This is a genomic window from Pseudomonadota bacterium, from assembly GCA_026388275.1.
Lineage (GTDB): Bacteria > Desulfobacterota > Syntrophorhabdia > Syntrophorhabdales > Syntrophorhabdaceae > JAPLKB01.
In genome coordinates this window covers 13,500-32,324 of record JAPLKB010000024.1, presented here as the reverse complement: position 1 = coordinate 32,324, position 18,825 = coordinate 13,500, and the positions used below count along the sequence as shown (strand labels likewise).

The window sequence follows — 18,825 nt, the reverse complement described above, 5'->3', positions numbered from 1 at the left end:
TCCCTGGGTCTTCCTGTACATATTCCCGTTGTCATCGTAGAGGAGGGTTGCGTTTTCATTTCCTGTGATCTGAGTTAATTGATTTGCTGCATCATAGACGTAATATACAATATTGGTTCCGTCGGTCTTTGTTTTCCTGTTGCCAAGCGGATCATAACTATAGCGTTCCTTGAGGGTATTGTTCGAGTTGTTCCACACTTCGGTTAGGCGGTTAAGTGCATCATAAATGTACTTATAAGGAGTGTTTGTCGAACCTATTTGTTCCGTATGGGTCTGACGGTTGCCGAAGGGGTCGTAGGTGTAGTCGTGCTGGCTGATAACGGATGAAGATGATGTAAGGTTGACTACCCTGGCAAGGCTGTTGTCAGGATTATAGGTATATTGGGTATTGACACCATTAGATAACCACTTCTCGGCGAGCCTGCCTCCGTCATCATAGCGGAAAGCAACATAGTCATTATTAGGAGCATAGATGCCGGAGAGCCTTCCTACAGGATCGTATTTATAATCAGTACGGTTGCCGTCAGAATCCGACATACGGTTGAGGAGTCCGCCGGGGCTGTAGCTGTAAGAGAGGGTCTTGCTGCCGCGGCTGTCAGCAACGGATTCGAGGCGGTGGTTGGCATCATAGGCGTAGGCATAGATCATTGAGGGGGCGGAGTTGACAACTTGTGTCGGCTGGCCGAGAGGATTTCTTGTATAAGTCACATTACCTGCCGGATTTGTCCGGGTAAGGAGTTGGTGGCCGTAACCCCAGGTATAAGTTGTTTTGTGTATTAATGGCTGGATGCGCCTGTGCCCCGACGAGGGGTATTTTGCGCCTTGCTTTGTCGACTGCGGCACCGCACAGTACTCGATGCACCGCAGGGGTACACCTCCGGGCGGCAGCGCCTTGTCTTCGCGCAATCCATCATAACGGTTCACCCTGCATGAAAATGCAGGGCAATTCATCTCAGTCTGAAACATCCTCATTGATCCTTTCTTCCTAATTAATTGAAAAATTATTCCCTGAGAAGTAACTCACTTTTAAGCAAATAGTTACAGAATACTGTATCTAATATCCTGTAAACACAACATAAAATATTTGTGCCAGCTGTCATTATTTCAGGAATGGCACTTACTTCTCAGGGATCATTTTTTAAGAGCATCCCCTAAATCCCCCCAGTATTTCAACGATCGGTGAATTCACGATCATGGCCGTCGAGGATAATCTCTCTTGTTATACCGTGCTTACGGATTTTTGCAATAAGATCATGAGAAGGATCATACATCTCACCTATAGGGTATCCTCCCAATTTCTCAAAAAAGTTATCATCATATTCTTGAACATTCATAGTGCTATGGAAAACTACACGGTAGATTGCCCCCAATGGCTCGGCAAGAACATAAGTGGAAGGATAATCGATGTTAAAATTGGCTATTGTTAAAAATATTTTTTTGGGTGATTCTGACAAACCCATTCGTGCCAACTGACTGAGTTCATTCTTCATTGTTTTGACTAACATGCGAAACATCAATTCCTTTTGGGGACTTGGAGGATCATAGCAAGGGGAACAATCTTTCGGTATTGTAATGTTGTCCTTGATCACTTGGCCAGTCTCGAAGTATCGTTTCTTATCGGGCTTGATGTTATACGGTATTGAGTACCCCTCACAACTCATCACTGCCCCCTGGCCATCTTTTATTCTCCCCGTATAAAAGCCTGCAACGTGAAAGTCAGGTTTCGTCAATAGATCGTTGATCCAAACATAAAAGCTTTCTTTATCTATTTTAATCTCAATAGGAACAGTTATGCCCTGTTCATAAGGTCCCCACCCCCAATACTTGTCCCAACAAAGCCACCTTATAAGCGCCTCTTTTGTAAATTTCACCTGCTCGTCGCTGTCAGTACAAAGGGTATAGCCTGGGATACAGGTAAACAAACAAAATAATACTAAAATTTTTATAATTACTTTAGTCATAGGTTCCTCCTATACTACTTTCACTGTTTACCATTTTTTATAATTCCTATAATAGACTTGACCACCAAATCTGATTTCTCCAGGTAGTGGCTGATAAGAGGGGTCAACCGCATGGAAGAACAGTGCACCTCCTGTAACAGCTTTGGTGGGATCCGCTGTCGATCCATCGTACACTCCTTTAGCTACCTCAAAGCACCTATCGCGCACAGCGGCTTTTTCTTTAGAGAGATTAGTATTAACAAAATCTCCCCATCCAGTATTTTTCGTACTGGTTACCGATGAAAATTGATCGGGAGCTGTAATTACTTCGTAATAGGTCCATGGAAAGCCTTCTGTTTCAACACGATTGCGAACCGTCCAAGCCGTAGCCTCTAACGCTCCTGGTACTCTCCAATCCGATCTACTTTCGGCATAGATGATTTTAGCAAGCCAAAATATCGCATTCAGCCTGTTTATAGATGCTGGGGAATCGCTTGTTGACGCAAGAGAGATAGCCGCCCATGGCCATCCCCCTTGAGCTACAACTTTTTGCGCTTCATCGGTGGTTTCATTCGATGCCGCCACCTGACTGAGCCCCTGACTCCCTGCACTCAACCCCTGCCCTTGTGTCGTATCATTGCTCGTATTAAAATAGTTTGTGATCTGTGTGTCATAATTCATCTGGCCTATTTCCCTCAGTTTAAGCCCCATCGGATCGGTAAAGTTTACCGGATTGGCATTTACGTAGGCGTATGGATTAATTCCACCATTCATACCTATAGGGTCTCTCTGTGTGAACCTTCCTATAGTCGGATCGTAATACCTTGCCCGGTAGTAAACAAGTCCTGTCTCATCCGGTTCTCTTCCGGTGTAGCCGTATTGAGGGACCGTCCCCGTTGATCCCGATGATTGTTTGTTCCCCCATGCATCGAAGCGCTGGGTACCGGTTGTAGCCCCTGTCTGATCAGAGACTGCTACCACACTTCCTAACCCATCCTGATGGTAGTATTGTTTTGTTGTTCCGGCGGTTCTTATGATCGGATCATCCATGTTGGGACCATGTGTATACTGAGCTGCAGCGGTTGTCCAGTTAGTGTATTCTGATACGATGTCGGGGCCGTTGTAGAGGAAGTTCGTTGTTGACGCACCGACGGTCTTGCTGATCCTGCGGCCTTCATGATCATAGGTGTAGGTCCCTGGGTCTTCCTGTACATATTCCCGTTGTCATCGTAGAGGAGGGTTGCGTTTTCATTTCCTGTGATCTGAGTTAATTGATTTGCTGCATCATAGACGTAATATACAATATTGGTTCCGTCGGTCTTTGTTTTCCTGTTACCAAGCGGATCATAACTATAGCCTTCTATGAGGGTATTATTTGAGTTGTTGCGTACCTCGGTTAGGCGATTAAGTGCATCATAGATGTATATCCCGGGCTTTATTAAGAGCGGCTGGACGCGCCTGTGCCCCGCAGAGGGATATTTTGCGCCTTGTTTTGTCGACTGCGGTACTGCACTGTCCTCAATGTACCGCAGGGGCACACCTCCGGGCGGCAGCACCTTGTCTTCGCACAATCCATCATAACGGTTCACCCTGCATGAAAATGCAGGGCAATTCATCTCAGTTTGAAATATTTTCATTGCTCCTGGTCTTCTCCACTAATTGAATTCTATAAAAATGTTCCCCGCATTCCATTACACACTAAAAAACAGTAATAAGTTAGTTATCAAAGTTATATAGGTCCTCTATTCAATTCGTTTCTTTCTTTTTAAGGAACGTTCCCTAAGTTCTCCTAATTTGTTCTGTGTCAGTGGGTGACTTCTTTGCTCTCTTTCCTGTTCATCTCAATTTGCTATGGAAATTAAGATGAGGTAGCTTAATCTCCAGGCATCATATCTAATATTGTTTCTATACGGTCTTTTACATCACATTTAGTACATGATAACCATACTGTTACCTTGATTTGGTAAGGCCATTCATCATGCTGATAGTATTTTTCTTGAATGGCTTTAATATTTATATCGCTTAACTTTATAGCTTGTGCTGTTTTTTGAGATAAGTTACTTGCAACAATAGTTTTTGTAATTTCATGTTTTCGCCATCTTGCAGTTTTTATTCCATATTCTAAATCAGTGACTCCGTATTGTTTATCGACTTTAAGTTTCCCAACTTTTGCGGATATTTCAAAATTAACAAATATATCCTCTTTCACGAAATTTTCCGGGCAAGAAAATATTGCTATTGCATCAAATTTATCTGGTGATGTCGATATTTCTGAAGGGTCCCATTTTGTCAATTCTCGATACTCTATAATAGGTGGAACAATTTTAAGATAACTGCCTCGTTTGTCATGAATTTCTACTTGATGATTAGCAAATAACTTCAAAGCAACAGGATAAGGTTTTATTTGTTCGGCATTAACTGTTACAGCGTATAACAATAACATTATTATTAACGTATTTTTCATAACTTCTCCTCATTTTTTAAAATGAATATGCAGGTGGTTATCGTGACCCTTGTAAGGCTGAACACCTTTTATGCCTGGATCATTGAACAGTATTTTGTCAATATTTGGATTCTTTAATAGAATGTTTACCAATCCTTGTGTCAATTCCTGACTATAATATGGTGACTTATAAGATACGTTTGATTCTACCCAATCATTTCTCATTGGTCGAACATCGACATCCTGGCCGTTTTGATGTGATGAATGTGGTAGGAATTTACCGCCACTTTCTAAACTTATATTACCTACCCCAATACGTTGATATTCGGGACATATGTTGCTCCATGATTCACCAATATTCTTTATAGATTCAATAGTTTTCTCCTGTCCGAAATGACCATCCTCCCTTCCATAGGTGTAAAATCCATATCCAGAAACTGGTAATTCTTTAAAAGCTATTTTCCCCTTAGCAGGTGTGCCCTTGCCTCCTGCCAACATCATGGAAGGATCGTACCATTCAGGTGTTGACGAATCACTTTCCAAACCAGCCTTCAATGCATCCGCAACCATATTGCCAAAACTTTTTGTATCACTGCTCGTATTGTTGTAATAGTTCGTATTCTGTGTGTTATTATTTATCTGCCAGCTCTCTGCCATCAACCCCATCGGATCAGTGAAGTTCACCGGATTGGCATTTACATAGGCATAGGGATTAATTCCACCATTCATGCCTATAGGGTCTCTCTGTGTAAATCTTCCTATGGTCGGATCGTAATACCTTGCCCGGTAGTAGATCAGTCCTGTCTCATCCGGTTCCCTTCCGGTGTAGCCGTATTGAGGGATTGTTCCGCTGCCGGCGATCTTATTCCCCCATGCATCAAAGCGCTGGGTGCCTGTTGTTGCCCCTGTCTGGTCAGAGACGGCAACCACACTTCCTAACCCGTCCTGATGGTAGTATTGCTTTGCTGTACCGGCGGTTCTGATGATCGGATCATCCATGTTGGGGCCGTGGGTATACTGAGCAGCAGCGGTTGTCCAGTTCGTGTATTCAGCGATAATGTCAGGGCCGTTATAAAGGAAGTTCGTTGTTGACGCACCGACTGTCTTGCTGATCCTGCGGCCCTGGTCATCGTAGGCATATGTTTGAGTTGATTGGCCGGTCTTGTTTACCTGTGTAAGGCGGTTTAAGGCATCATATGTAATATCCGTTACGGTTGTTCCTTCATCTTCTGTCTTCTGATCCATGTTACCGTTGTAATCATAGTGAAGGTTCACAACAACAGCGCCGTTTTCACTGCCCTGTCTTATTGAATTCAATTGATTTGCTGCATCATAGACGTAATAGACAATATTGGTTCCGTCGGTCTTTGTTTTCCTGTTGCCAAGAGGATCATAACCATAGCGTTCCTTGAGGGTATTGTTCGAGTTGTTCCACACTTCGGTTAGGCGGTTAAGTGCATCATAAATGTACTTATAAGGAGTGTTTGTCGAACCTATTTGTTCCGTATGGGTCTGACGGTTGCCGAAAGGGTCGTAGGTGTAGTCGTGCTGGCTGATAACGGATGAAGATGATGTAAGGTTGACTACCTTGGCAAGGCTGTTGTCAGGATTATAGGTATATTGGGTATTGACACCATTAGATAACCACTTCTCGGCGAGCCTGCCTCCGTCGTCATAGCGGAAAGCAACATAGTCATTATTAGGAGCATAGATGCCGGAGAGCCTTCCTACAGGATCGTATTTATAATCGGTACGGTTGCCGTCAGAATCAGACATACGGTTGAGGAGTCCGCCGGGGCTGTAGCTGTAAAAGAGGGTCTTGCTGCCGCGGCTGTCAGCAACGGATTCGAGGCGGTGGTTGGCATCATAGGTGTATATGATTTTCGGGACATCCATAACTATATAACTGGGCCTTCCAACTGTCGTTAAGAAGGACATAACCCCCCTCTCACTTGTAAGTCTTTCACCCCGTGCAGCTGCTGATGCCATCCCGGTGGAGACCGGGACGTCCTTCTGTCCCTAAATCCTCCTAACGGAGTTTAAACCTCTGTATCTTACCTGTTACGCTTTTCGGGAGTTCATCGACAAATTCAACCCACCGTGGATACTTATACTTGGCCAGGCGGTCCAACACCCACTGTTTGATATCCTTCTCTAATTCCTCAGATGCATTATGACCATCTTTCAGTACAACCCATGCCTTTGGTTTTACGAGGCTGTTTTCATCATTCTTGGCTGTTACAGCAACTTCGAATACGGCCGGATGTCCCATAATACAATTCTCAACCTCAACAGGCGAGACCCAGATGCCGCCTACCTTCAGCATGTCGTCGCCGCGACCTGCACAGAAGTAGTAGCCTTCTTCATCCATGTAATATTTATCGCCTGTATTGATCCACTCACCCTGCATGGTGGCTTTTGTCTTTTCCCGCTTTCTCCAGTACTGCTGGGCTGCGCTCCCCCCTTTGACTAGGAGCATACCTATTTCTCCTTGAGGAATGTCCTGACCGTTATCGTCCACAATTTTCAGTTCATAGCCGGGTACAGGTTTTCCTGTAGAGCCCGGCCTTACTTGGCCTGGAAGGTTTGCGATGAATATATGGAGCATCTCTGTTGTGCCAATTCCGTCAATGATGTCAATACCGAAACGTTTTTTCCAGCGATGGTAGATATCCGGAGGCAGCGCCTCTCCTGCTGAAACACAGATGCGGACGGATGAAAACTCATGATTCGCGTTAGGATCAGGCGCAGTGCCCTTTTCCTCGTCCTGTCTTTCTTTGTACTCCAGCATTTGACCGTAAAGCGTCGGTATGCCGAAGAAAATGGTGGGGCGGAACTTTTCAAGGTATTGGAACATACCTTCGGGTTTAGGTGACTGTGAGCTAAGTACAACCGAAGCGCCCACAGATAATGGCAAATATCCTGAATTACCGAGACCGTAGGCAAAGAAGAGCCGTGCTGCCGAGAAAAGGATGTCATCTTCTGTAAGTTTCAGTACGCCCTGGCCAAAGGACTCTGAAACTGCCACCATATCATATTGTGAGTGTATGGCACCCTTAGGAGCGCCTGTTGACCCTGAGCTGTAAAGCCAGAAACCGACATCGTCTTTCATGGTAAACTCTGTTTTAATGGTTTCCGGCGCATGTCTGTATTTCTGTTTAAAGGGTATAAAGGCTCCATCTTTTTCCGAGATTACAATCATATCGCGGAGATAACGGAGATCCCCCTTTATTTTTGCGATAACAGGAATAAGCTGCTCAGAAACCACAAGGACTCTTGCCCTGCTGTCGTTCAGGTAATACTCATAATCCTCAGGTGTGAGCATCGTATTGGTAGGTATAGGTACAGCCCCTATTTTGATGGCGCCATAGAATATGGCATAAAACTGTGGAACATCCAGCATGATCATTATGACGCGGTCGTCAACGCGAACTCCCAGCTCGCGTAATGCATTTGCTGTTTTATTGGTCATTTTCTGGATATCATTGTAAGTGTAGTTGCGTAATTCAGTATAAACGGCAACCTTATGACCCCGACCCTGGCGCACATTCCGGTCAACAAAATAATCTGCTGCGTTGAAGAATTCTGCTGAACCTCCGTGAATCATAATTCCCTCCTTTTCACGGTTTGCCCGTGGTAATTTATTGAGACTTTAATTGAGACTCTAATATCTCCAGCATTTTTTCCACCTGATACCCTGACTGCTCGGCAGTAAGTAGCAATTCTTTTAAGAGATTATAACATCCTGTGATTTCTCCGATACGTTCTGTCTCTGTTTTCTGCGAATCTGTAAAAAAGTTAATTACAGCGATTAGTAACATATAAAGCAGAAGCTGCTCAAATGCCTCTTTGCTGAACCATAGAACATCTTTGTAATTGTTTATTTGTATAAGTTGTCTGATATCACTATCGCTCAATATATGTTCCATGACAGAGCTTATTATTTCTTCTTTTGTTGCTCTGTACCAGTGTTGACAGGTATTGAGAGTCTTTATCATCGTCAAGGATTGCGACACATGCTCCTTGTCAAACCCGAGGTTTTTAAATGTATCTTCCATAATCTGCCAAAAAAGTAATTCATCCATCCAGATAAGGCTCAATTCTTCATAGTCTGTTTCCTTATTGATCTTCCCCAGGTTAAAGGTAAATAACCAGCCGCAGAGGACATGCAATATGTTTTGATCTTTTACCAGCCTGCGATGCATATATCTGAGCGCTTTTTTATATGTTTCAGGTGCCGTTGCTTCAAGGCTGCGCTGGAGGGCAGGTATCTGGAGGACTATTTCCAGGGCGTGTGTAATTTCATCGGCAATTAATTTCTCATTGCCGGAACTGCCGGTATATTTTTTTATTTCGCTGAGAAAGTTAACAATTTTTTGAGCAGTTTCTGTAATAAATGGTTGTGGTAGGGTTTTTGTTTTTTGCATGGAAGATTTCATATATATATCCGAAACCTTCCGGAAGGTGTCGGCATTGATTAGATCCCTGAAGGAGTTATGCATGGGCAGCATCAATATCTTCTTTAATTCTTCTTCGATGCTGACAACTCCCAATCCTCCGAGGTTTGCATTCAAACTGGAATAATGGTGCCATTCATTATCATAAACTTCATGAAAGTCAGTGAAAACATGGCATGTATAATGGCCAAGTTCAATGTAAAGCCCTTTTTCATGAATCTCCCTGTTTTCCCGGATATATTCGAGGTTGGAAATATGGTCACGGAAGATTGTAAAACGGCCCCGGTCTGTTCCAAGGGCAAGGCCGTTGCCCACGTTTTTTTGCAGTAGTTCGCGTGTATTATCAGATTCTTTTTTGACAGAATACGATGCAGAGGTTTTTATCCACCCGCTCACAATATCGTTTTTATTGTGGTAAACAACAAGGGATGCCTCGTTTTCAAACCTGTTTGAGTATGCAAAAACATCTTCATTAACGTAGCCGCTGTTTGTGAAAAAGTCGTATAAAAGAAAATATTCTACTCCGGCAAAAAGGTATCGCATATGGAGGAGCGGAAAAATTTCGCGCCAGTGTCTTTCAAGAAGATATGGGTCAGGTGCTTCATCCTTGTATGCCCGCCTGTACTCCATCCCATATTTTTCTGCAAATCCTTCAATCTGGCCGTGGCCGAACATAGGCAAACCAGGCATGGTTGCCATTAAAATACACACACCAAAATATTTATTATCTTTTCCAAACTGGTCAACAGCTGTACGTTCATCAGGGTTATTCATAAAGTTGACAAATCTCCGCAGTATTTCCGGATCAAATTCAAGGATTTTTTTCATTACAGCGCGGTATCCGGCGTTGTCTTCATCTCTTAGCATATTCATAAAGGCGCTGTTATATACCCGGTGCATACCGAGGGTGCGGACAAAATATCCTTCCAATAGCCAGAAGGCTTCCGCCAGCAGCAGGGTGTCCGGTGCTTCGGCTGCAACCCTGTCTACCACTTCACGCCAGAATTCCTCCGGCATAAGAGCATTAAATTCGCCTTTTGTGAGACCGTATTCTGCCCGTGTGGGTATGGCCCCGCCTGAACCAGGTTCAGGAAACCAGAGGCGCTGATAGTGCTTTTTCGTTAATGTCATTGCTGCATCAAAACGGATAACAGGAAATTTGCCTGCAACATACAGGATTGTCCGGATCATTGCCTCCCGGACTTCCGGGTTGAGATAATTGAGTTGCGCCGTATCATTCCAGGGCATGCTTGTCCCGTCATTGCCGTGATACACGTATTTTTCGCTGCCGGTCCAACGGTCAGTGCGTTTGAATACAACTGCAGCATCGGTACGATTATAGTAATGATCCTCAATATTTATACCCACTCTCTCATCAGTCGATAAATCCTGACCATTAAAGGCATACCAGGGGAAGGGGTTGTAATCTAACGAGATAAACCAGTCAGGGTGTTCTATCAACCATTTTGAATAGATACCGACGTGGTTGGGCACCATATCGCTGGCAAGGCGTATACCTTTTTCCCATGCCCTGTTCTTAAGTATTTCGTAGGCTTCCTCTCCTCCAAGGTCTGCTGCAATTACATAATCAAAGAGGGAGTATGCCGACGGCACCGCATCGGGGTTGCCGCATAACTGTTTGATTTTCTGTGAAACCTGGCTGCGTTCCCAGATGCCGATTAACCATAAACCTGTAAATCCCTGATTTTTCAAACGGCTTAACTCTTCATCCGGGATATGGTCAAGGCGGGTAACGGGGTGACCATATTTTTTCGAAAGCTGATCAAGCCATACATAAATATTCTTTGCAATAAGGATCAGTCTTGGCATCCAATCCCTGTCTGGACTGAAACGTTCGGTTTCGGCAAGCCCTACTAATCCGGCCAGGTCGGTGAATTCAAAGCGCCTGGAAGGTCCGGGGCCTGTAAAAGGTATCTTTTCTTCTTCCTTTATGAGATCAAATGTACTGAGCATCCGGCGTACAAACTTGTGTATGAGTTTGCCCCAACGTTCCCTGATATATTCAAGCTGTCCCTGCAAAGAATGTGGAACCTCGATTGCCGGGCTGCGAAGCATGTCGATAAGATTTTGATTATCAGGACCGAATCCCGGCTGACTGTCTATAAATATTTTTAAATCGGAAATAATTTCAAGATAGATTGTTTCTTTTTTTATTGCAATATCATTAAAAAGTTCAGAAAAAGGTAAAAATGCCGGGTTCATATTTGCAAGCCAGAGCATAAGCATTTCTTCCAGCACTAAATGCCGGTTCGGGATGCCGGCTATTGTTTCATTGAGATAAGCTTCAACAGTAATTTCCTGCCTGTATACGGCAACAGTGGGAAACTCAACAGCAAAAGCATGCAGAGCCTTGTCCACCTTTTCCTGTCCATGTCTTTGATATAGCCAATCAAGGGATCTTCCCATGACTTCCGGGTTTACTTGCTCGCAATAAAGTTTAACCACGTGATGAAGTATCTCGTCTATCAACCCCATCGCATTGATATGTCCTGCTTTAACAGCCTGCTCCGGAAAATTAGCCAGGTCTCTTTTTTGGTTCATTTTCTGGGCAAATATGCGTGCAGCATGAAAATTTGCAAAAATTACATTGCCGGTTATGGAGAAAAGGGTATCATCGAACCGGTAGCGGTCTCTTGCAGTACGGGATATATGAAATTCCATTGTTGAGTATCGGGCCATATATTGGCACATGCTAACACAGGTGCGCATAGCAGTCAACAGGCCATTAAAAACAAAATATTTTTGACGTTTTTCTGATAAAACGGAAACATATTTCTTTCTCCTATATACTATATGAGGATGTTTTTTGGTTTTTCTCAAAGGATATTTGTGCTATAAAAGGGGCTATATTATAAAGGGATAGCTATCAAAATGAAGATTATCATTCTTGGGACAGGCACATCTATACCTTCGCTCAATAGAGGTTCATCTGCTTATCTTATTATAACCGAAGGACAAAAGATACTTGTAGACATTGGGCCTTCTGTAGTTAGAAGGCTCCTTGAGTATGGTTATTCTGTAAATGATATTGATGTGATTGTGCTTACTCATTTTCATGTTGACCATACAGCGGATTTATCAACCTTTTTATTTGCCTGCAACTATGGGATAAAACCAAGGACAGAACCTCTCAGGGTTTTCGGAGGGCCTGGCATACATAAATTCTATAAGGGATTGCTGAATGTTTATCCATGGATTTCCCCGAAGTCCTATAAAATGATGCTGAAAAGTATTTATCGGGGACAGGAGGAAGTAAATGATGTGCTTATCAGGGCTGCAAAGGTAAACCATAACAAAGAGAGCATCGGCATCAGCTTTGAAAAGGTAAAAAGAGTTGTCTTTTCAGGTGATACCGATTATTCGAAAAATCTCATGAAACTTGCTTATAGAGCGGATCTCCTTATAACGGAATGTTCTTTTCCTGAAAGAAAAGTAAAGGGTCATATCAATTTAAGTGTCCTGGAAAAGATGGTAAAACAGGCTCAACCGGAAAAAGTAATTCTTTCACACCTCTATCCGGAATGGGATACTTTTAAAGGTATCTTACACAAACCTTATCTTATTGCAGAAGATGGTCTGGAGATTACGCTATAATCTGATTCTGACATTGAAATATACTTTTTGCTGTAACTTCATATCGTCAGGAATAAGCCGTTGCATTCGAGGAAACATCTCAGATCTTAATATATGAGAACAAAATGTTCAGCCGCAAAGAGCTTTACCTTGAATGGCAATTGATCGTAATCCCGAAGAAATGATGTACGAATCTTTGATTACATCGGAATACTCTTGTCAAATATATTGTGTTTTATAACTTCTCCCTCAACCATAAATATGACATCTTCACAGATATTCGTTGAAAGATCGGCAATACGCTCAAGGCTTCTGGCTATTTTCAGAAGATGGAGGGAACGCTCTATTTTAGAAGGATCTGCTGCCATCAATGTAATAAGTTCCTGTAAAATCTTATTTCCCAGTTCATCAACAACACTGTCCCTTTCGCATACATTTTGCGCAAGCACCGGATCCTCATTTATGTATGAGCTGATGCTGTCTTTCAACATTTTTACTGATTCTTCCGCCATTTTAGGTGTGTCTGTCAATGGTTTTACCTGTGGGCGATCTATCAGGAAAAGTGCGCTTTTGGAGATATTTACCGCATAGTCGGCAATCCTTTCGAGATCGTTATTTATCTTCAAAACCATAAGTATTGTCCTTAAATCCTTTGCTTTCGGCTGATACTGAGCAATCATCCCGGTGCATAGTTCATCCAGTATGATTTCCGTTTCATTTGCCTTCGGCTCATCCTTTTCTATAACTTCATCGAGCTGTTCCCGATCTTTGCTGAGAAGACCATTAATACTTTTGTCGATCATATTCTCGACAAATGTGGCATATTCTATAAGTTCTCTTCGTAGTTCTTTTATCTTTTCACCTAACATTCCATCTGTCTCCTATCCGAATTTTCCTGTGAGATATTCTTCGGTCCGCTTATCCTTCGGCACGGTAAACATTTTTTCAGTTGGACCGAATTCTATAAGTTCGCCCAGGTAAATAAAAGCGGTAAAATCAGACACTCTTGCCGCCTGGGCAATATTATGGGTAACAAGAAGCATGGTCACATTCTTTTTTAGTTCGACGATGAGCTCTTCAATATGAGCAGTTGATTTCGGGTCTAATGCTGAAGTAGGTTCATCGAGAAGCAGTATTTCCGGGTTCATGGCAAGGGCACGGGCAATGCATAGCCGCTGCTGTTGTCCTCCTGACAGAAAGGTGCCTTTCCTGTAAAGCGCATCTTTCACTTCATTCCAAAGAGCAGCGCCTTTCAATGATTTTTCAACAATCGTATCGAACTCACCCTTCCTGAGCCGGATGCCGTTCAATTTATACCCCGCAATGACATTATCGTAGATGCTCATCATAGGGAAAGGGTTCGGCTTCTGGAAGACCATGCCTATTTTTCTTCTCAATAAGATGGGTTCCATAGAGTAGACATCATCGCCCCTTAAATATATCTTCCCGGATACCTTTGCTCCGGGGATAAGTTCATGCATCCTGTTCACACATCTGATAAGGGTAGTCTTACCGCATCCTGAAGGGCCCATCAGTGCAGTAACAAGATTATCCGAAATTGAAATATTGATATCCTTCAATATCCTGTTGTCGCCGAAAAAGGCACTGAAATCTTTAACAGTTAGAACTGAACTTTCCATTTAATAGCTATTCCCCTTGCAATGAGATTGAAACCAAGGACTACTGCCACAAGAATAAAAGAGGCCCCCCAGGCAAAGGCATGCCATTCCGGGTAGGGACTCATAGCGTAATAGAAGATACGATAGGGCAGTGAATCCATAGGTTTGAAAATATTATAATTCATAAACTGATTCCCGAAAGCAGTAAAAAGGAGCGGCGCTGTCTCGCCGGTAATTCTTGCAACACTCAGCAGTATACCTGTAAGAATACCGCTCACGCCTGTTGGCAGGATGACTTTCAGGATTGTCTTGTAGTAAGGCACGCCAAGGGCAAGAGATGCCTCTTTAAGTGTATAAGGCATCAGCTTAAGCGTTTCTTCAGTTGTTTTAATAATAACGGGCAGCATCATGATGGACAGGGCAATGCCGCCTGATAAAGCAGAGAAACCCTTAAAAGGTGCTACAAACCACATATATACAACAATGCCTATCACGATTGACGGCGTGCCCTGCAGGACAACAACACACAATCTGACCATATGGGCAATCTTTCCTTCACTTTTCTCGGAAAGGTAAATACCCGCTGAAATACCGAAAGGTATAGATAAAACACTGGAAAGGATAATTAGAAAAAAAGTTCCGATTATAGCGTTATAAATACCTCCTCCTGCTTCACCGAAGGGCTTGGGGAGTTGCGTGAGAAACTCCCAGTTGATTACTGCAATACCGTTTCTCGTAATGTAGTAAAGTATAAGCAGAAGCGGAAGGATCGATATGAATGCAAATAATACGACAAGATATTTAAAAAGCCTGTCCTTAAAAATCCTTTTTTTCAAATGGCTTTCCATCATGTCACCTCTTTAGATGTTTCAAGGCTTATTTTCCTGATTACATGAATACCGATGATGTTAACAACCGTTGTTACAAGAAAAAGTACAAGCCCGATATAAATAAGTGATGATGCCGTTACTCCTGTTGCTTCGGCAAATTCATTGGCAATAACGCTTGCCATGGTATTGGCAGGGCTGAAAATACCTGTGGGCAGAAAATTGCTGTTCCCGATAAGCATGGTCACAGCCATTGTTTCGCCGATTGCCCTTCCAAGAGCCAACAAAATCCCTGCAAGTATGCCTGACCGCGCATAGGGGATAATAATGTTTTTTATTACCTCAAATCTTGTTGCGCCAAGTGAATAGGCGGCTTCCTTTAAATCAGAAGGAACAAGTGTTACGACCTCCCGGCCTATTGAAGCTGAAAAAGGGATTATCATAATAGCAAGTATAAGGGCCGATGCGAGTATCCCTACTCCATGAGGGGCTACACCGAATATATTTTCCAACGATCTTACAAGGGGTACAAGAAGAAATAAACCCCACAGGCCGTATATAACAGAGGGTATGCCGGCCAGCACTTCTATGGAACTTCTCAGAAACGTTGAGACCGGACCTTCCTTGAAATATTCACCAAGGAAAATGGAGATTGAGATGGAAAATGGAATAGAAATAAGCAGGGATAAAAATGATGTTAAAAGAGTCCCGACAAGAAATGGGAAGGCTCCGAACTTTTCCGCCGAAACATCCCAGGTCTTTCCAAAAAAGAATTTAAGACCGAAGACCTTTACAGAGGACAGGGACGAAACTGCAAGCGTGAGAAAAACAGCGAGAAGCAGCACAACAATTATTATTGCTGAAAAAGCAAGGACTCCCTGGAACACTTTCTCCGATTTATCAATGTTACTTTTCATTCTATTTTGCATAAGAACAGCCCTGACTTAGTTTACATCTGGATATCCCGGATGAGAAAATATCGGTTTCAGTATCGGAAAGAAGGATTTTTTTGTTCTGGCAAGGAAGTCAAGGGATTGCGCGGAGGCGTACAACACGTACGCCGCACAAGCAAAACCGCGGATTGACGCCGCCAGGGCGGAAAATGACCCTTTCCGGACGGAAACTACTTGAGTATCTGCGCTCCATTATATGTCAGCGACTTTATTATTTTCTCGGATTTTGCCGCAGCCTCTTTGGACAATGGGGAATACTGGAGAGGCTCCACAAATTTCTGACCATCCTTTATAACCCATAATAAGAGCTTTGTAAGGGCCTCAGCCTTTTCTTTAGTCCTGCTGCCGTAGTTTTGTTCTTTATAGAATATAAGCCATGTAAAACCGCTTATGGGATAGCCTTCGCTTGCACCAGTGTCTGTCAGGGAAACGTTTGTATCATTTGGAATTTTAACATTAGCTGCTGCGCTCACTGATTTTATTGTGGGTTCTACAAACTTGCCTGATTTGTTTTTGATATTCCCGAAAGCCATTTTATTCTGCAATGCATACAAGAGTTCTATATAACCTATTGAGCCGGGCGTTTGTTTCACATATCCGGCTACACCCGGATTACCTTTCTGACCGATATGACCTTCAGGCCAGTTAAGGGATTTTCCTGTGCCGATTTTCTCTTTCCATTCCTTGCTCACCTTGCTTAAATATTCGCTGAATATATAAGTCGTTCCGCTTCCGTCAGCACGACGGACAACGCTGATTGTTAGATTCGGCAGTTTTATCCCGGGATTTATTGACAAGATCTTCGGATCATTCCACTTTTTAATCTTGCCGAGAAAAATATCTGCTATCAGATCAGGTGTAAAATTCAGTTTAGGATTCCCGGATAAATTATAGGTTACGACAACAGCGCCAAGACTCGTGGGAATATGGAGCACCGGAGTACCCGCTTCTTGAAGTTCTTTATCAGTCATGAATGCATCGGTCCCGCCGAAATCCACTGTTTTTTTGGTTAGCTGGTTAATCCCTCCGCCTGAGCCAATACCCTGGTAATTGACTTTAACTTTGTATTGCTGGTTGTATGCATCGAACATTTTTGAATAGAGCGGCTGGGGAAATGTAGCACCAGCGCCTAACAATTCCTCTTCTTTCGCAAATGAAGCATTTGAAAATACGAAAGACAGTAATGTTATCACTAGGAACATTTTAAAGATAGTTTTCATTTATTATACATCCTCCTTTTGAAATATTTATGATAATATTATAATGAAAGATTGTTAATAGAGCGTTAAAGAAATGTTAAGTTTCGGTTAACTTAATGTCCGACATCAAATATTTTATAGCATCTTTTATAAAGACCATCGTTTGTAGATAAAACATTATATTATGTTCCAGCAAGCCTATAAACCTATCTGCTTGCCGGAACACTTGATTGACTCATAGTTTTTAAATTCTTTAATAAGAGTTGATGGAGAAACAATATAAGATATAAGCTTAACCCCTGTTTATGATATTGCTTTCAAAACTTGAAGAGAAAATCCAACTGCCCCAAGTGTTCGGTAGCCGGGTTGCCATTTCTATTAGCGGCAGATCGAACCGGTCGGACTGCCCAGGTATTGTAGTAATTCAGCCCGAGACTGATATTTTTCGTTAAGCCGAAGGCAGTCTTAATCCTGTGACCCATAGAATTCGTGGCGCCGCCGTAGAAGCTTGCGTCAGGGAATATGTCGAGTATGGCATCTCTTTCATACCTGCGGAATGTGTACTCGACGTTCCAGTCAGCAAACTTTGCCAAGCTGGGGTATCCTATGTTGAATCCGGCAAGATATCCCTTGTTGTCCCGTATGGGATCAGGGTTGGTAACATATCCGCCCAGAATGCCGAGATATGGTATTATCTTTGATCCGAATGGATCCTTGAATCCCAGCTCAGCGCCGAAGGCATATGAATTGTACTCATAGGTGTACCCCTTCCCGGCCGTGACCGTATTCTGGTTTGTTGTCCCTGTAAGAGTAGAAAATCTTGTGACATTTGCGAAGCCGTTGTATCCGGCAGTGAGTTTCAGGGATGCATCCTTGGTGAAATTAAGCTTAATGCCGGGCTGGGCCACATACATGATGGCATCGGGATCGGATGTTCTCTCTGAAAGGAGATAAAATGCTCCGTCAAAAAAGAGATCGACGTAGGGAGATACGGTACCGCTCAGTTTGATCGCAATACCTTCAGGGTTTATGTCATTGGTTAGAAGAAAGTCGGAGGGCTGCCATACAGGGTTATTGAACTTACCGCCTATGATGGAAAACCACTTTGCTGGTTGGTACCTGGCGTATGCATAGTCTATCCAGATGGGTTTCCTGGTAAAGGCATCGCTCATTGTCTGATTTTGTGAGCGCGCATTGCCGTTTGCGCCTGCTAAAGTACTGGCATATTCTCCACTGCCAAGACCAACGCCTACCGTAACCTGGTCGGTTATTACCGTCTCAGCGCCCAGTCTCAATCTATACCGTTCCCTTTCTCTCGTACCGGACGATGTCTCGGCCTTGTCAGAAAGCTCCCCGCGCAGCCTGAGGTCACCCTTAAATTTCGTATTCTTTAGCCAATCCGGTATTTCCAATACCTTCTTTGCTTCATCTGTCTTTGCCAATGTCTCTTTGGCCTTTGCTTCTTCTTTAGCGGCAATCTCCTTAGTTTCTTTTGCAATAGTTTCAGCCTCTGAATAGGTTATGATCCCCTTCTTTTCAAGTATCTTCAACAAAACTTCCATCTCACTGCTTGCTCCATATGCTGATTGTGTGCAGAAGATTGCAATAAATAAACCTGTCAAAGCATAAAACCATTTTTTCATCTCTTTTCTCCTTTATAATATTGTTTAATATTGTAGTAGAATTGTAACGGTGCTTTGTTAATTTGATATTAAAGAATTATTATTTTTTGGTTAACTTGTTTGGATTAAAGTATTGATATTCGGTTAAAACTGAATCATATGGTAACGAAA

General features: G+C 43.0%; 15 protein-coding genes. 1 reads left to right on the top strand and 14 read right to left on the bottom strand.

Going from position 1 to position 18,825, the window contains the following annotated elements; translation table 11 throughout:
• From NT010_06815 to NT010_06780, 8 genes are all read right to left on the bottom strand, one after another.
• Positions 1-972, bottom strand: a 972-nt coding sequence (locus tag NT010_06815; GenBank protein MCX5805763.1) for a hypothetical protein, incomplete at its 3' end; no start/stop codon positions are given.
• Positions 973-1,169: 197 nt separating this feature from the next.
• Positions 1,170-1,961 (bottom strand): hypothetical protein, encoded by a 792-nt coding sequence (locus tag NT010_06810; GenBank protein MCX5805762.1) that lies wholly within the window; start codon positions 1,959-1,961, stop codon positions 1,170-1,172.
• A 27-nt stretch (positions 1,962-1,988) separates the two neighbouring features.
• Positions 1,989-2,990, bottom strand: coding sequence for a cell wall hydrolase (locus NT010_06805; protein MCX5805761.1), 1,002 nt, complete (start codon positions 2,988-2,990; stop codon positions 1,989-1,991).
• Positions 2,972-3,577 carry a YD repeat-containing protein gene (locus NT010_06800; GenBank protein ID MCX5805760.1) on the bottom strand — a complete coding sequence of 202 codons (606 nt, stop codon included), beginning with the start codon at positions 3,575-3,577 and terminating at the stop codon, positions 2,972-2,974. Before NT010_06800 ends, NT010_06805 begins: the two co-directional genes overlap by 19 nt.
• A 236-nt stretch (positions 3,578-3,813) precedes the next feature.
• Positions 3,814-4,404 (bottom strand): hypothetical protein, encoded by a 591-nt coding sequence (locus NT010_06795; GenBank protein ID MCX5805759.1) that lies wholly within the window; start codon positions 4,402-4,404, stop codon positions 3,814-3,816.
• Positions 4,405-4,413: 9 nt separating this feature from the next.
• The gene (locus tag NT010_06790; protein MCX5805758.1) at positions 4,414-6,321 is read right to left on the bottom strand and encodes a penicillin-insensitive murein endopeptidase; all 1,908 of its coding nucleotides are present in this window, start codon (positions 6,319-6,321) and stop codon (positions 4,414-4,416) included.
• A 91-nt stretch (positions 6,322-6,412) separates the two neighbouring features.
• Positions 6,413-7,990, bottom strand: coding sequence for a benzoate-CoA ligase family protein (locus NT010_06785; protein ID MCX5805757.1), 1,578 nt, complete (start codon positions 7,988-7,990; stop codon positions 6,413-6,415).
• 34 nt (positions 7,991-8,024) lie between these two features.
• On the bottom strand, positions 8,025-11,540 hold the full coding sequence (locus tag NT010_06780) for an alpha-amylase family glycosyl hydrolase (protein MCX5805756.1): 3,516 nt from the start codon (positions 11,538-11,540) through the stop codon (positions 8,025-8,027).
• Between the two features lie 192 nt (positions 11,541-11,732).
• On the opposite strand from NT010_06780, the gene NT010_06775 reads away from it, so the two are divergent.
• Positions 11,733-12,455: a ribonuclease Z gene (locus NT010_06775; protein ID MCX5805755.1), complete on the top strand. Its 723-nt coding sequence runs from the start codon at positions 11,733-11,735 to the stop codon at positions 12,453-12,455.
• Positions 12,456-12,634: 179 nt separating this feature from the next.
• Here NT010_06775 and phoU read toward each other — a convergent pair whose 3' ends face one another.
• The 6 genes from phoU to NT010_06745 form a co-directional block, all read right to left on the bottom strand.
• On the bottom strand, positions 12,635-13,303 hold the full coding sequence (phoU, locus tag NT010_06770) for a phosphate signaling complex protein PhoU (protein ID MCX5805754.1): 669 nt from the start codon (positions 13,301-13,303) through the stop codon (positions 12,635-12,637).
• A gap of 12 nt (positions 13,304-13,315) precedes the next feature.
• Positions 13,316-14,074: a phosphate ABC transporter ATP-binding protein PstB gene (gene pstB, locus NT010_06765; GenBank protein MCX5805753.1), complete on the bottom strand. Its 759-nt coding sequence runs from the start codon at positions 14,072-14,074 to the stop codon at positions 13,316-13,318.
• Positions 14,056-14,904 carry a phosphate ABC transporter permease PstA gene (gene pstA / locus NT010_06760; protein ID MCX5805752.1) on the bottom strand — a complete coding sequence of 283 codons (849 nt, stop codon included), beginning with the start codon at positions 14,902-14,904 and terminating at the stop codon, positions 14,056-14,058. The genes pstB and pstA overlap by 19 nt, the downstream gene beginning before the upstream one ends.
• Positions 14,901-15,797: a phosphate ABC transporter permease subunit PstC gene (gene pstC / locus NT010_06755; GenBank protein MCX5805751.1), complete on the bottom strand. Its 897-nt coding sequence runs from the start codon at positions 15,795-15,797 to the stop codon at positions 14,901-14,903. The genes pstA and pstC overlap by 4 nt, the downstream gene beginning before the upstream one ends.
• A 206-nt stretch (positions 15,798-16,003) precedes the next feature.
• Complete coding sequence (gene pstS / locus NT010_06750) at positions 16,004-17,053, bottom strand: phosphate ABC transporter substrate-binding protein PstS (GenBank protein ID MCX5805750.1); 1,050 nt, start codon at positions 17,051-17,053, stop codon at positions 16,004-16,006.
• A 296-nt stretch (positions 17,054-17,349) separates the two neighbouring features.
• Positions 17,350-18,675, bottom strand: coding sequence for a putative porin (locus NT010_06745; GenBank protein ID MCX5805749.1), 1,326 nt, complete (start codon positions 18,673-18,675; stop codon positions 17,350-17,352).
• Between the last annotated feature and the right edge of the window lie 150 nt (positions 18,676-18,825).

Bases quoted from the DNA above. Each gene is read 5' to 3' on its own strand.
- NT010_06805 (MCX5805761.1), bottom strand. From the start codon at position 2,990: ATGGATGATCCGATCATAAGAACCGCCGGAACAACAAAACAATACTAC.
- pstB (MCX5805753.1), bottom strand. From the start codon at position 14,074: ATGGAAAGTTCAGTTCTAACTGTTAAAGATTTCAGTGCCTTTTTCGGC.
- phoU (MCX5805754.1), bottom strand. From the start codon at position 13,303: ATGTTAGGTGAAAAGATAAAAGAACTACGAAGAGAACTTATAGAATAT.
- NT010_06800 (MCX5805760.1), bottom strand. From the start codon at position 3,577: ATGAAAATATTTCAAACTGAGATGAATTGCCCTGCATTTTCATGCAGG.
- pstA (MCX5805752.1), bottom strand. From the start codon at position 14,904: ATGATGGAAAGCCATTTGAAAAAAAGGATTTTTAAGGACAGGCTTTTT.
- NT010_06775 (MCX5805755.1), top strand. From the start codon at position 11,733: ATGAAGATTATCATTCTTGGGACAGGCACATCTATACCTTCGCTCAAT.
- NT010_06745 (MCX5805749.1), bottom strand. From the start codon at position 18,675: ATGAAAAAATGGTTTTATGCTTTGACAGGTTTATTTATTGCAATCTTC.
- NT010_06790 (MCX5805758.1), bottom strand. From the start codon at position 6,321: ATGTCCTTCTTAACGACAGTTGGAAGGCCCAGTTATATAGTTATGGAT.
- NT010_06785 (MCX5805757.1), bottom strand. From the start codon at position 7,990: ATGATTCACGGAGGTTCAGCAGAATTCTTCAACGCAGCAGATTATTTT.
- pstC (MCX5805751.1), bottom strand. From the start codon at position 15,797: ATGAAAAGTAACATTGATAAATCGGAGAAAGTGTTCCAGGGAGTCCTT.
- pstS (MCX5805750.1), bottom strand. From the start codon at position 17,053: ATGAAAACTATCTTTAAAATGTTCCTAGTGATAACATTACTGTCTTTC.
- NT010_06780 (MCX5805756.1), bottom strand. From the start codon at position 11,540: ATGGCCCGATACTCAACAATGGAATTTCATATATCCCGTACTGCAAGA.
- NT010_06795 (MCX5805759.1), bottom strand. From the start codon at position 4,404: ATGAAAAATACGTTAATAATAATGTTATTGTTATACGCTGTAACAGTT.
- NT010_06810 (MCX5805762.1), bottom strand. From the start codon at position 1,961: ATGACTAAAGTAATTATAAAAATTTTAGTATTATTTTGTTTGTTTACC.